This window comes from Streptomyces sp. NPDC055815, assembly GCF_053616475.1.
In genome coordinates, this window is the sequence record NZ_JBSHDU010000075.1 from 25,635 (window position 1) to 39,167 (window position 13,533).

At 71.8% G+C, this 13,533-nt stretch carries 11 protein-coding genes and 1 pseudogene; 5 read left to right on the forward strand and 7 right to left on the reverse strand.

What is annotated here, in order from left to right:
- Positions 1-32: 32 nt before the first annotated feature.
- The gene (locus tag ACWGN5_RS33480; RefSeq protein ID WP_453522186.1) at positions 33-1,334 is read right to left on the reverse strand and encodes a CoA transferase; all 1,302 of its coding nucleotides are present in this window, start codon (positions 1,332-1,334) and stop codon (positions 33-35) included.
- A gap of 82 nt (positions 1,335-1,416) precedes the next feature.
- Positions 1,417-2,955: a S8 family peptidase gene (locus ACWGN5_RS33485; protein WP_453522187.1), complete on the reverse strand. Its 1,539-nt coding sequence runs from the start codon at positions 2,953-2,955 to the stop codon at positions 1,417-1,419.
- A gap of 273 nt (positions 2,956-3,228) precedes the next feature.
- Here ACWGN5_RS33485 and ACWGN5_RS33490 point away from each other — a divergent pair, with 273 nt between their 5' ends.
- The 3 genes from ACWGN5_RS33490 (at position 3,229) to moaA (ending at position 6,392) form a co-directional block, all read left to right on the forward strand.
- Positions 3,229-3,603: a DUF485 domain-containing protein gene (locus ACWGN5_RS33490; RefSeq protein WP_453522188.1), complete on the forward strand. Its 375-nt coding sequence runs from the start codon at positions 3,229-3,231 to the stop codon at positions 3,601-3,603.
- On the forward strand, positions 3,600-5,225 hold the full coding sequence (locus tag ACWGN5_RS33495; protein ID WP_453522189.1) for a solute symporter family protein: 1,626 nt from the start codon (positions 3,600-3,602) through the stop codon (positions 5,223-5,225). The genes ACWGN5_RS33490 and ACWGN5_RS33495 overlap by 4 nt, the downstream gene beginning before the upstream one ends.
- A 165-nt stretch (positions 5,226-5,390) precedes the next feature.
- Positions 5,391-6,392 carry a GTP 3',8-cyclase MoaA gene (gene moaA / locus ACWGN5_RS33500; protein ID WP_453522190.1) on the forward strand — a complete coding sequence of 334 codons (1,002 nt, stop codon included), beginning with the start codon at positions 5,391-5,393 and terminating at the stop codon, positions 6,390-6,392.
- Here the strand turns inward: moaA and ACWGN5_RS33505 are convergent.
- Both ACWGN5_RS33505 and ACWGN5_RS33510 read right to left on the reverse strand, forming a co-directional pair.
- Positions 6,375-6,593, reverse strand: coding sequence for a hypothetical protein (locus ACWGN5_RS33505; protein ID WP_453522191.1), 219 nt, complete (start codon positions 6,591-6,593; stop codon positions 6,375-6,377). The two genes, moaA and ACWGN5_RS33505, sit on opposite strands and share 18 nt — an antisense overlap.
- A gap of 134 nt (positions 6,594-6,727) precedes the next feature.
- Positions 6,728-7,054 (reverse strand): DUF3099 domain-containing protein, encoded by a 327-nt coding sequence (locus ACWGN5_RS33510; RefSeq protein ID WP_453522192.1) that lies wholly within the window; start codon positions 7,052-7,054, stop codon positions 6,728-6,730.
- 169 nt (positions 7,055-7,223) lie between these two features.
- On the opposite strand from ACWGN5_RS33510, the gene ACWGN5_RS33515 reads away from it, so the two are divergent.
- Complete coding sequence (locus ACWGN5_RS33515) at positions 7,224-7,499, forward strand: GlsB/YeaQ/YmgE family stress response membrane protein (protein ID WP_453522193.1); 276 nt, start codon at positions 7,224-7,226, stop codon at positions 7,497-7,499.
- 62 nt (positions 7,500-7,561) lie between these two features.
- Here the strand turns inward: ACWGN5_RS33515 and tyrS are convergent, their stop codons facing one another.
- The 3 genes from tyrS to ACWGN5_RS33530 are packed head-to-tail and all read right to left on the reverse strand — an operon-like array spanning position 7,562 to position 11,794.
- Positions 7,562-8,827 carry a tyrosine--tRNA ligase gene (gene tyrS / locus ACWGN5_RS33520; RefSeq protein ID WP_453522194.1) on the reverse strand — a complete coding sequence of 422 codons (1,266 nt, stop codon included), beginning with the start codon at positions 8,825-8,827 and terminating at the stop codon, positions 7,562-7,564.
- A 55-nt stretch (positions 8,828-8,882) separates the two neighbouring features.
- A complete protein-coding gene (locus ACWGN5_RS33525) occupies positions 8,883-10,274 on the reverse strand; it encodes a metallopeptidase TldD-related protein (RefSeq protein WP_453522195.1) in 1,392 nt (463 codons plus the stop codon).
- Positions 10,271-11,794, reverse strand: coding sequence for a TldD/PmbA family protein (locus ACWGN5_RS33530; RefSeq protein ID WP_453522196.1), 1,524 nt, complete (start codon positions 11,792-11,794; stop codon positions 10,271-10,273). The genes ACWGN5_RS33525 and ACWGN5_RS33530 overlap by 4 nt, the downstream gene beginning before the upstream one ends.
- Before the next feature lie 373 nt (positions 11,795-12,167).
- On the opposite strand from ACWGN5_RS33530, the pseudogene ACWGN5_RS33535 reads away from it, so the two are divergent.
- Positions 12,168-13,533 (forward strand): annotated as a pseudogene (locus tag ACWGN5_RS33535) (hypothetical protein); the annotation flags it as partial.

Consider the following 13,533-nt stretch of genomic DNA (forward strand, 5'->3'; position numbering starts at 1 on the left):
GGCGGGCGCCCCGGCCCGCCGTCGGCCGGCCCTCAGGACCCCGCCCACTCCGGCGCGTCCGCCCCCGCGACCCCAGGCGGCCGGGACCAGGAGCTCGGACCGCCCTCGTACGACACCGGCGACAGCGCGTGCCGCAGCCGCCCCAGCGGTCCCTCCGACTCCGCGAGGTACCGCTCCGGCTCGTACCGCGGCAGCGCGTGCGCCAGCCAGTGCCCCGTCTGCGCAAGCGCCATGCGGACGAGCCGGCTGCCGCCCTCCGCGCGCTGTTCCGTCAGCGACCGCAGGACCGCCGCCGCGAGCAGATACCCCGTGCCGTGGTCCAGGGCCTGCGCCGGCAGCGCGCCCGGCTCCGCGGCCGAGCCCTCCGTGACCGCGATGCCCGTCGCCACCTGCACCAGGGAGTCGAAGCCGCGCCGCCCGCCCCACGGCCCGTAGTCGCCCCAGGCGGAGAGCCGGGCGGTCACCAGGCCCGGCCGCTCCAGGTCGAACCGGTCCAGCGCGCCCGGCCGGTAGCCGGTCACCAGCACGTCGGCGGCGTCGAGGAGTTCGTCGAAGGTCCGCCGGTCCGACGGGCGGTCCAGATCCAGCGCCGCCGTCCGCTTGCCGACGCCCGTGTCCGCGTGCTGGTCCGGCAGTTCCGGGTTCCCCGGCGGGTCGATCCGCAGCACGTCCGCGCCGAGCAGCGCGAGCGTCCGGGTCGCGACCGGCCCGGCGATCACCCGGGTCAGATCGAGGACCCGCAGCGGCCGCCCGGCCACGGCCCGGGGCGCCGCCTCGTCCAGCCGCTCCCGGCTCAGCAGCGGCCGCGCCGCCACCTCCCGGCCCTGCTCGCCCGCCGCCCACTCCTCGGGCGTCCGCAGGGCGACGGCCAGGCCCCCGGCCGCGTACACCGCCGTCTCGACCTCGACGGCCTTCCGCTCCCCGATCGCCGCCGCGACGGCCTCCACGGAGTCGGAGGCGTGCAGCGCCGCGAGCAACGCCGCCCTGTGGTGCGGATAGTTGGCGTGCGTACGGACCCAGCCGTCGGCCGCCCGCCAGAACCGCGAGAGGGGCGCGAAGTTCACCGGCGCCCGCCCGTCGACCCGTAGATGACGCTCGCTCACGAAGGCGGTCGCGACCGCCCCGTCGTCCACCCGCACCGGCCCCGGAAGCCCCGCGTGCTCCACCGCGGCGAGCGAGCAGGCGGCGACCGCGCCCCGCGCCAGGTCCAGCACCGGCAGCCGCGCGGGGAGCAGCCCCGAGACCCCGCCGTACTCCACGCGGTCGACGAGGGCGGGATCGCCGCCGAGGGCCGACCACAACAACTCCGTACCCGTACGCACTGTGTTGTCCATGACCGCAGTGTGGCACTCAGTGCCACGCAAAGGGCCCCGGTGTGGCACACCACACCAGGGCCCTCCGACCGTGCCGTACCGCTTACTTCACGGCGGCCAGCGCGTCCACGATGCCGGCTCCGTAGAAGCCGTTCCTCTTGTCCGCGCCGTCCTGGCAGACGGCGTCGACGACACCGTCGGAGTTGATGTCGTACGGGTTGGTGCACGCGTGCTCGTCGGCCTGCGCGTACAGCAGCGCCTTCAGCGCCGCCGGGCTCGCGTACGGGTGCGTCGACTTCAGCAGCGCCAGCACACCGGCGGCGTGCGGCGAGGCCATCGACGTACCGGCCTTGTAGTTGTAGCCGCCGTCGACCGTGGTCGACAGGATGCGGCCGTTGACCGCCGGGGCGTCCGGCGTCTGGTACTCGGTGCGGTCACCGCCGGGGGCGGCGATGTCGATGACGCCCATGCCGTAGTTGGAGTAGGACGCCTTCAGGCCCTTGGCGCCGGTCGAGGAGACCGTCACGACGCCCGGCAGCATGGCCGGGTAGTCGAAGCACTCCTTCGGGTTGATGACCCGGTTGCCCGGCGTGGTGTCGTTCGGGCTGCTGGTGTCGAGGATCGACTCGGCCGCCAGGTCGAACTTGGAGTTGCCGGCCGCGGCGACGTTGACCGTGCCCTTCTTCTCCGCGTACCGGGTCGCGCGGGTGACCGCCTCGATGAGGGCCTTCTGGTCCTCGTCGTTCTTGCAGGCGAACATCCACGGGTCGGTGTAGTAGCTGTTGTTCGTGATGTCGACGCCGTGCTCGGCCGCCCACACGAAGCCACAGACCACGGCCTCGGTGTAGAAGAAGCCGTCCGGGGTGGACACCTTGATGCCGGCGAGCTTCACGCCCGGCGCGACACCCGTGACGCCGACGCCGTTCTTGGCGGCGCCGATGGTGCCCGCGACGTGCGTGCCGTGGTCGCTCTCGCCCTTCATCGGACGCCACGAGCCGGCGGTGGTGTCCGCCTTGCCGGACACGCAGTTGGCGGACTTGGCGGCGTCGAAGTTCGGCGCCAGGTCCGGGTGGGTGTCGTCGACACCCGTGTCGATGATGCCGACGGTGACCCGGCTGCTGCCGAGGGTCTTCTGGTGGGCCTTGTCGGCCTTGATCGCCGGGAGGTCCCACTGCAGGGGCTCCAGCGGGTCCTGGCCGTCCGTGGCGGCGGCCGCGGCCGCCTTCGCCTCGGCGGCGGACAGCGTCTGCGCGCCCTCGTCGACGGAGTCGTCGGACTGCACGGTGAGCGGGGCGGTACGGGTCGCACCGGCCGACACCACACCACGCGCCTGACGGATCGTCTTCGCGAACTCGGGGTTCTGCGAGTGGACGACTATCACGCCTATCTGGTCGTACGAGATGACCACCTCGCCGCCCGCGGCGGCGATCGCCTTCTTCACCGAGGAGGCGGTCCAGCGGCCACCCTCGACGTTGACGACGTACGAGAGCTTCGGGCCGCTGAAGGCGGCCACGGTGGCCGGGGCGTCGCTCAGTTCCGCGGCGGAGGCGGCGCCGGGGGCAAGGAAGCCGAGCGAGGCCGTGAGCGCGAGACCGACCGGCAGAGCAAGAGCTCGGCCGCGCCTCGATCCCAGATGAGCCATGGGTTCTCCACATCATCCGTATGTACTGTCCGCGCGCGGGTTTACGCGCCGACAGGTGCATGACGAGTGAAGCTATCGCTGATCTTCCCGAAGCTTCAATGAGTTGAGAAGACTTCATGAAGATCTGTTCAAGGAAATCCCCCGGATGAACCGCTTCGCTTCCCGCTCCGTGCCGTTGGTCAGGGGAGGGGCTCCGCTCGGAGCCCCGCTTCCCGCACCCCTGGTGAGGCCCCCTTGACCATGCCGCCCGTCCCCGCGTCACGAGGAGAATCCGTGGCTACCGAAGCACCGCCGCCGCCGAGAAAGGACACGGAGACCGCGTACGGTCCCGCGTCGCCCACGACGGAACAGTTCGTCGAGGTGCAGGAAGGCGCGGAGTTCGGCGAATTGCGCCGTACGTACCGTTCGTTCGCCTTCCCCCTCACCCTGGCCTTCATCGCCTGGTACCTGCTGTACGTGCTGCTGTCCAACTACGCGGGCGGCTTCATGGGCACCAAGGTCTTCGGCAACATCAACGTGGCCCTCGTCCTCGGCCTCGGCCAGTTCGCCACCACCTTCCTCATCGCCTGGCTCTACTCGCGGCACGCGGCGAACCGGCTCGACCCCAAGGCCGAGGCCATCAGAACCCGTATGGAGGGCGACGCATGAGCACCCCCGTCCTGCTCGCGGCCGGCAACGCCACCGCCGAGCACCGGCCCCTGATCATCGCCCTGTTCGGCGCCTTCGTCGTCGCCACCCTCGTCATCACCGTCTGGGCCGGCCGCCAGACCCGCAGCGCCGCCGACTTCTACGCCGGCGGACGCCAGTTCACCGGCTTCCAGAACGGCCTCGCGATCTCCGGCGACTACATGTCCGCCGCGTCCTTCCTCGGCATCGCCGGAGCCATCGCCCTCTTCGGCTACGACGGCTTCCTGTACTCGATCGGCTTCCTCGTCGCCTGGCTCGTCGCGCTGCTCCTGGTCGCCGAGCCGCTGCGCAACTCCGGCCGGTTCACCATGGGCGACGTCCTCGCCTACCGGATGCGCCAGCGGCCCGTCCGCACCGCCGCCGGCACCTCGACGATCGTCGTCTCGATCTTCTACCTGCTCGCCCAGATGGCCGGCGCGGGCGTCCTCGTCTCGCTGCTGCTCGGCATCACCAGCGACGGCGGCAAGATCGCGATCGTCGCCCTGGTCGGTCTCCTGATGATCGTGTACGTGACCATCGGCGGCATGAAGGGCACCACCTGGGTGCAGATGGTCAAGGCGGTCCTGCTCATCGCCGGCACGCTCCTGATCACCTTCCTCATCCTGCTGAAGTTCCACTTCAACATCTCGGAGCTGCTCGGCGCGGCCGCCACCAACAGCGGCAAGGGCGACGCCTTCCTGGAGCCCGGCCTCAAGTACGGCGCCACCGCCACCTCCAAGCTGGACTTCCTCTCCCTCGGCATCGCGCTCGTCCTCGGCACGGCCGGCCTGCCCCACATCCTCATCCGCTTCTACACGGTGCCGACCGCCAAGGCCGCCCGTAAGTCCGTCAACTGGGCCATCGGCATCATCGGCGCCTTCTACCTGATGACGATCGTCCTCGGCTTCGGCGCCGCCGCCCTCCTCAAGAACAGCGACATCGTCGCCTCCAACAAGGCCGGCAACACGGCCGCCCCGCTCGCGGCCCTGGAGATCGGCGGCGGAGCCGACTCCACCGGCGGTGCGATCCTCCTCGCCGTCATCTCCGCCGTCGCCTTCGCGACCATCCTCGCCGTCGTCGCCGGCCTGACCCTGGCCTCCTCCTCGTCCTTCGCGCACGACATCTACGCCAACGTCATCCGGCGCGGTCAGGCCACCGAGAAGGAGGAGGTGAAGGCCGCCCGCTGGGCGACCGTCCTCATCGGCATCGTCTCCATCGCGCTCGGCGCCCTCGCCCGCGACCTCAACGTCGCCGGCCTCGTCGCCCTCGCCTTCGCGGTCGCCGCCTCGGCCAACCTGCCGACGATCCTCTACTCGCTCTTCTGGAAGCGGTTCACCACCCAGGGCGCGCTGTGGTCGATCTACGGCGGGCTGATCTCCGCCGTCGTCCTCGTGCTCTTCTCCCCGGTCGTCTCCGGCAAGCCCACGTCGATGTTCAAGACGGTGGACTTCTACTGGTTCCCGCTGGAGAACCCCGGCCTCGTCTCCATCCCGCTCGGCTTCCTGCTCGGCTGGCTCGGCTCGATCCTCTCCACGGAGGAGCCGGACAAGGGCAAGTACGCGGAGCTGGAGGTCAAGTCCCTCACCGGAGTCGGAGCGCACTGACCGGAGCGCAGCGAACCGCATACGGTGTGCCACCGCCGGACGGCCGCGTCGTAGAGTTCTACGACGCGGCCGCGTCGGTCCTCGTGACAATCTGCCCTGCTGGTTGTCCGTGCGCTCACGTAGGCTCGGAACACACGCATCCGGACATCGGGGAGGGGGCCCACAGTGCTCATCGACACCTACGGCCGTGTGGCCACTGACCTGCGCGTCTCGCTCACGGACCGGTGCAATCTGCGCTGCACGTACTGCATGCCCGAGGAGGGCCTCCAGTGGCTCGCCAAGCCGGACCTCCTCACCGACGACGAGATCGTCCGGCTGATCCGCATCGCGGTCACCGACCTCGGCGTCACCGAGGTCCGCTTCACCGGCGGTGAGCCGCTGCTCCGCCCCGGCCTCGTCGGGATCGTCGAGCGCTGCGCCGCCCTGGAGCCCCGCCCCCGGATGTCCCTCACCACCAACGGCATCGGGCTCAAGCGCACCGCCGCCGCCCTCAAGGCCGCCGGCCTCGACCGGGTCAACGTCTCCCTCGACACCCTGCGCCCCGAGGTCTTCAAGACCCTCACCCGGCGCGACCGCCACCAGGACGTCCTCGACGGCATGGCCGCCGCCCGCGAGGCCGGCCTCACCCCGGTCAAGGTCAACGCCGTCCTGATGCCCGGGCTCAACGCCGACGAGGCCCCCGACCTCCTCGCCTGGGCGATCGAGGAGGGGTACGAGCTCCGCTTCATCGAGCAGATGCCCCTGGACGCCCAGCACGGCTGGAAGCGCGACGGCATGATCACCGCCGGGGACATCCTGGAGTCCCTGCGCACCCGCTTCACGCTGACGCCCGAAGGCTCCGAGGAGCGGGGCTCGGCCCCCGCCGAGCGCTGGGTCGTCGACGGCGGATCGCACACGGTCGGCGTCATCGCCTCCGTCACCCGCCCGTTCTGCCGGGCCTGCGACCGCACCCGGCTCACCGCCGACGGACAGGTGCGGACCTGTCTCTTCGCCACCGAGGAGACGGACCTGCGGGCGGCGCTGCGCGCCGAAGACCCGTCGCCCGCGTCGGACGAGACGGTCGCGGAGCTCTGGAAGAAGGCCATGTGGGGCAAGAAGGCGGGCTCGGGCCTCGACGACCCGAGCTTCCTCCAGCCCGAGCGCCCGATGTCAGCTATCGGCGGCTGAGTCCCAGTCCGCGAAGGGGACGACGTCCTTCAGGAAGCCCCGTACGCCCAGGAACTGGGAGAGGTGCTCGCGGTGCTCCTCGCACGCGAGCCAGGTCTTGCGGCGCTCCGGCGTGTGCAGCTTGGGATTGTTCCAGGCGAGCACCCACACGGCGTCGGCTCGGCAGCCCTTCGCGGAACAGATCGGCTTGTCGTCAGTCACCCGATCATTGTCCAGCAACAGCGATGCCGGGCAGCCACGGGGGGAGCTGCCCGGCATCGGTCCGTCGCTCCGACGGGGGATGCGGAGCGCGTAGGCAGTATGTCACGGCACATGGGGTGCGGTGCACCGGATCGTCATGATTGATCTGAGGTTTTCTTGAGGTTCGGAGCCTCGAGTGCGGGTCGCTCCGGAGTGGGGACGAAGGTGGAGGGAAGGGACGGAGCCCTCTCGCGTCCCGCGTTGGCGATGACCACGGCGATGTAGGGGAGCAGCAGGCCCAGGGCCAGCGCCACGAAGGCCACGTGCCGCTCCACGTTCCACAGCACCGTCGCGGCGATCACGGAGAGTGTGCGCACCGTCATCGAGATGACATAGCGCCGCTGCCTTCCCCGGACATCGTCGGCGAGCCCCTGCCGGGCCCCCGTGATGCGGAAGACCTCGGTCCCGCCATGCTTCGACATCGCCGTTCACCACCCACGAGCTGCGCCGGACCCTCCCCGGTCCGGACCTCTTCCCACCGTACGCCCGCCCCGCCCGGCCGACGAGACCGGGGCGCGTACGGCACTGTCCGACATGCGCCGTATGGCGTATGGGCCGAGACTGGGCCCACATGCGCACAAGGAGGCGACGATGAGTTGGTTGTGGGCGATCATCGTGGGATTCGTCCTCGGTCTGATCGCGAAGGCGATCCTGCCGGGGAAGCAGCAGATCCCGCTGTGGCTGACGACCGTGTTCGGCATTCTCGGCAGCGTGCTCGGCAACGCGGTCGCGGGCTGGATCGGAGTCGAGGACACCCGGGGCATCGACTGGACCCGGCACCTGCTCCAGCTGCTCGGCGCCGTCGCCGTCGTCGGAGTGGGCGACATGCTGTGGGCCTCGATCAGAGGCGGCAAACAGCGCGCCTGAGACACGAGAAGAGGCCCGGTACGGTGCACAGCGCACGTACCGGGCCTCTTCCCGTGGTCCCGCTAGCCGGCGAACTCGATCGCCGCCAGGTTCTTCTTGCCGCGCCGCAGCACCAGCCAGCGGCCGTGCAGCAGCTCCTCCGCCGACACCACGGCGTCCTCGGCGGTCACCTTCACGTTGTTCACGTAGGCCCCGCCCTCCTTCACCGTGCGGCGCGCCGCCGACTTGCTCGCCACCAGACCGACCTCGGCGAACAGGTCCACGACCTGGCCGAGCTCGGACACGCGCGCGTGCGGCAGCTCGGACAGCGCGGCGGCGAGCGTCGGCTCGTCCAGCTCGGCCAGGTCGCCCTGACCGAACAGCGCCTTGGAGGCGTTGATGACGGCCGCGCACTGCTCGGCGCCGTGCACCAGGGCGGTGAGCTCCTCGGCGAGCGCCCGCTGGGCGGCGCGCGCCTGCGGCCGCTCGGCGGTCTGCGCCTCCAGCTCCTCCAGCTCCTCGCGGGACTTGAAGGACAGGATCCGCATGTACGTCGAGATGTCCCGGTCGTCCACGTTCAGCCAGAACTGGTAGAACGCGTACGGGGTGGTCATCTCCGGGTCCAGCCAGACGGCGCCGCCCTCGGTCTTGCCGAACTTGGTGCCGTCCGCCTTGACCATCAGCGGGGTCGCGAGCGCGTGCGCCTCGGCGCCCGGCTCCAGGCGGTGGATCAGGTCGAGGCCGGCCACCAGGTTGCCCCACTGGTCCGAGCCGCCCTGCTGGAGCGTGCAGCCGTAGCGGCGGTACAGCTCCAGGAAGTCCATGCCCTGGAGCAGCTGGTAACTGAACTCGGTGTAGCTGATGCCCTGCTCGGACTCCAGGCGCCGGGCGACGGAGTCCTTGGTCAGCATCTTGTTGACCCGGAAGTGCTTGCCGATGTCCCGCAGGAACTCGATCGCCGACAGGCCGGCGGTCCAGTCCAGGTTGTTCACCATGACCGCCGCGTTCTCCCCCTCGAAGGAGAGGAAGGGCTCGATCTGCGCCCGCAGCCGGTTCACCCAGTTCGCGACCGTCTCGGGGTCGTTCAGGGTGCGCTCGGCCGTCGGCCGCGGGTCACCGATCTGCCCGGTGGCCCCGCCGACCAGCGCCAGCGGCCGGTGCCCGGCCTGCTGGAGCCGGCGGACGGTGAGGACCTGGACCAGGTGGCCGACGTGGAGACTGGCCGCGGTCGGGTCGAAACCGCAATAGAACGTGACGGGACCGTCCGCGAGAGCCTTGCGCAGGGCGTCCTCATCGGTGGACTGGGCGAAGAGCCCACGCCACTTCAGCTCGTCGACGATGTCCGTCACGTCGTCCGTCTCCTCAGAAGTTGTCGGTGGTGATCAGGTACTCAGTCTAGGTGGGTCAGACCCCCTTGCTGACCGAGCTCATGTTGAAGTCCGGCACCCGCAGGGCGGGCATCGCGGCCCGGGTGAACCAGTCGCTCCACTCGCGCGGCAGCGTCTTCTCCGTCCGGCCCGCCTCCGAGGCCCGCGACAGCAGGTCCACCGGCGACTCGTTGAACCGGAAGTTGTTCACCTCGCCGACCACCTCGCCGTTCTCGACGAGGTAGACGCCGTCCCGGGTCAGCCCGGTCAGCAGCAGCGTCGCCGGGTCGACCTCGCGGATGTACCAGAGGCAGGTCAGCAGCAGGCCACGCTCCGTCGAGGCCACCATCTCCTCCAGGGAGCGCTCGCCGCCGCCGTCCAGGATCAGGTTCCCGGCTCCCGGCGCCACGGGCAACCGAGTAAGCGCCGCCGTGTGCCGGGTGGTGATCAGGTGGGCCAGGGCGCCGGCCTTCACCCAGTCGACCGGAGCGACCGGCAGACCGTTGTCGAAGACGGAGGAGTCGTCGCCGGAGGAGTGCGCGATGACGAACGGCGAGGACTCGAGGCCCGGCTCGTTCGGGTCGCTGCGCAGCGTGAGCGGCAGCGGGGAGAGCGTCTCGCCGAGCCGGGTGCCGCCGCCGGGCTTGGAGAAGACCGTCCGGCCCTCCACCGCGTCCCGGGCCGTCGAGGACCACAGCTGGTAGATCAGCAGGTCGGCCACCGCGGTCGGCGGCAGCAGCGTCTCGTACCGGCCGGCGGGCAGCTCGATCCTCCGCTCCGCCCAGCCGAGGCGGGTCGCGAGCTCGGCGTCGAGCGCGGCCGGGTCGACGTCCTTGAAGTCCCGGGTCGCGCGACCGGCCCAGGCGGAGCGCGAGCGGTCCGGGGACTTGGCGTTGAGCTCCAGGGTCCCGTTCGGCTGGTCGTGGCGCAGCCGCAGCCCCGTGGAGGTGCCCAGGTAGGTGGAGGTCAGCTCGTGGTTGGCGAAGCCGTACAGCTCCCGGCCGCCCGCACGCGCGCGTGCGAAGGCCTCGCCGAGCGCCGGGGCGAAGTCGGTGAAGACCGCGGAGGAGGTCTCCGCCGGGGCGTCCGTGAAGTCGGGCGAGGCGGGCACGCCCTCCACGAGCGGCTGGGCGTCCTCGGCGGGCCCGGCGGCGCGGGCGGCGGCCTCGGCGGCCCGGACCAGGGGCTCCAGGTCGTCGACGGTCACGGCGGACCGCGAGACGACACCGGAGGCGGTGCCCTGGGCGCCGTCGACGGTCGCGATGACGGTGAGCGTCCGGCCCCGGGTCACACCGTTCGTGGTGAGCGCGTTCCCCGCCCAGCGCAGATTGGCCGAGGACTCCTCGTCGGCGATGACGACACACCCGTCGGCGCGGGACAGCTCCAGGGCCCGCTCGACGATCTCGTACGGCTTGCTGACGCGGCTCATCGACCGGCCTCCTGCGTCGTGTTCAGGATGTTGACGCCCCGGAAGAGGGCGGACGGGCAGCCGTGCGAGACGGCGGCGACCTGGCCCGGCTGGGCCTTGCCGCAGTTGAAGGCGCCACCGAGCACGTACGTCTGCGGGCCGCCGACCTGCTCCATCGAGCCCCAGAAGTCGGTGGTCGTCGCCTGGTACGCCACGTCCCGCAGCTGCCCGGCAAGGCGCCCGTTCTCGATGCGGAAGAAGCGCTGGCCGGTGAACTGGAAGTTGTAGCGCTGCATGTCGATCGACCAGGACCGGTCGCCGACCACGTAGATGCCGCGCTCCACGCCCCCGATCAGGTCCTCCGTCGACAGACCGCCCGGGTCCGGCTGGAGCGAGACGTTCGCCATCCGCTGCACCGGCACGTGCGCGGGGGAGTCGGCGAAGGCGCAGCCGTTCGACCGGCCGAGGCCTGTGAGCTTCGCGATCCGCCGGTCCAGCTGGTAGCCGACGAGCGTGCCGTCCTTCACCAGGTCCCAGGACTGCGCCTCGACGCCCTCGTCGTCGAAGCCGACCGTGGCGAGCCCGTGCTCGGCGGTACGGTCGCCCGTCACGTTCATGATCGAGGAGCCGTACGCCAGCTTGCCCAGCTGGTCGAAGGTGGCGAACGAGGTGCCCGCGTACGCCGCCTCGTAGCCGAGCGCCCGGTCCAGCTCGGTGGCGTGCCCGATGGACTCGTGGATCGTCAGCCACAGGTTCGACGGGTCCACGACCAGGTCGTACCGGCCGGCCTCCACGCTCGGCGCCCGCATCTTCTCGGCGAGCAGCGCCGGGATCTCGTCGAGCTCCTTGTCCCAGTCCCAGCCGGTCCCCGTCAGGTACTCCCAGCCCCGCCCGACCGGCGGCGCGATCGTCCGCATCGAGTCGAACTCGCCGGTCGTGTCGTCCACGGCGACCGCCGTGAGCTGCGGGTGCAGCCGGACGCGCTGCTGGGTGGTCACGGTGCCGGCCGTGTCCGCGTAGAACTTGTTCTCGTGGACGGTGAGCAGCGAGGCGTCCACGTGCGCCACGCCCTCCGCCCCGAGCAGCCGCGCGCTCCAGTCGGCGAGCAGCGCGCCCTTCTCCTCGGCGGGGACGGAGAAGGGGTCGATCTCGTACGAGGAGACCCAGGTGCGCTCGGAGTGCACCGGCTCCTCGGCCAGCTCCACGCGCTCGTCCGAGCCGGCCGCCGCGATCACCTTCGCCGACAGCTTGGCCATGGCGACCGCCTGCGAGGCGACCCGCGCGGCCCCGTCCATCGTCAGGTCGACGCCGGACGCGAAGCCCCAGGCCCCGCCGTGCACCACCCGCACCGCGTAACCGAGGTCCGTGGTGTCCGAGGAACCGGACGGTTTGGCGTCGCGCAGCCGCCACGAGGCGCTGCGCACCCGCTCCAGGCGGAAGTCCGCGTGCTCGGCACCGAGCGCGCGCGCTCGGGCGAGCGCCGCGTCGGCGAGCGCCCGCAGGGGCAGCGCGACGAACGAAGGGTCGATCTGATGGACCACGAGCGGCCTCGCTCTCGGCGATCGGAAGACAGCGGTCTGAAACTGCCCCGGAAGTCAATCACGGGACGGGCCGCCGAGTCGGCGCATTGCGGCGCACCCCCGGCGCCAACCGCCCCAACAGGTCTCCGTGCGCCGGTCATTGAGGAATCGGAATAAGGCATTGGCATAGCCCGGCCATGGATCCGATGAGATGATCGACGCCATGCACGGGTGGGTGAACGGAGTGAGGTCCTGGCTGTCGTCCCTTGACGAGGACGCACTCAGATCCCTGCTGACCTGGCATCAGTGCTTACGCGGCGACAGACACGCCCACACAGCCGACCGTCCGGCGTGCCGGACACCCCCCAGTCGCCGGGAACTGCACACCGCGCGCGTGCGGCTCGCCAAGGCGCAGCAGGGACAACTGACGAGCATCGCCGCCTGCGGGCTCGTCTGGGCCGTGAAGGTGCTCCGCACGGAGTACGGCTTCTCCGAGCGCGCGCTCGCGGACCCCACCCTCGACGAACTCCTCGCCATGCTCCGGGTGCTCGACCCGCCCCTCGCGCGGTGCGCCCTTTACGGCATGCTCCTGCCCGGCACCAGCCGGCTGCCGGTGGCGCCGCTGGCACGGGAGCACGAGGCCGCATTACAGAGGGCGGCCGACAGCAGTCCGCCGTCCGACGCGTACGCGATAGGCCCAGCCTTCGACGCCCCGCTCGATGCCCCGACGACGCCCTACGAGTGTGAGGATGCCGCTCCCTTGCCCGCTCCTGCGCCCGCCCACCTGACCCTTCCCGCCTCGCTCGTACGGCTCCGGCAGTCCGGTGAGCAGTTGGCCGCCGGCCTGCGCGCGGCGGCGGACGCCGTCGAGACCGGGCAGCTCCCCACGGACACCCCCGCCGAGGCGCTCACCACCTGGACCGAGGAACGCGAGCGGCTCGCCTCCGCACTCGCCGCCGAGGGACTCACCTGGGGACCGGACCGCGGATACGCCGACGCCGAGACCGGGTTGACGCGGCTGCGGGAGGCGCGCGCCGAACAGGTCGACGCCCTGTGGCGCAAGGCCGGCCGGTACGCCGAACTCCTCGAACTGGCCGACGACGAGGACGAGGCCTCCGACCTCCGCCGCCACCTGGAACGCATCGAGGCGCAGCTGCGTGAGCTCGGGGCGGGGGAGCCGGATTCCGAGGACGGCGAACCCGCGCCCTCCGTCGGGTCCCCGGCCGGACCGACCGAGCACGGCACCGGCGACTCGACCGCGCTCCCGGGCCGGCCCGCCGACCGGGTCCGCGCGGGCGCCTCCTCGATCGAGGCCGTCCGCCGGGCGGTGGAGCCCCCGCCGCCGGCCCCCCTCCCGGCCCAGGCCGGACCCATCTCCACGCCCCCGAAGCCCCCCGCCACCGAGCCGGTCCCGGCCACGGATCCGGCGCCCGAGCCGACGCGACCACGACCCGCCGACCCGACCGCGGCGGCCACGCCCGACCCCGCGCCCGCGCCCGCCCCGACCGATGCGCCCGCGCTCGACCCCGCGCCCGCGCCCGCGCCGACCGATGTGCCCACGCCCACGCCCGGTGCCGTGCCCGCCCCGGTCGCCACCGGCTCCACGCCGCCCGCGCCGGCCGACGAGCCGACCGCGGCCGCCGTGCCCGGCCCCGTCCGCGTACCCGCCCAGGCCCCGGCCCCCTTCGTCGCACCCGCGCCCGCCCGGGTCTCGGCCGCCGGACCGGCCCGGGCCGCCGCCCCGGCCGCCGCCCCCGCGC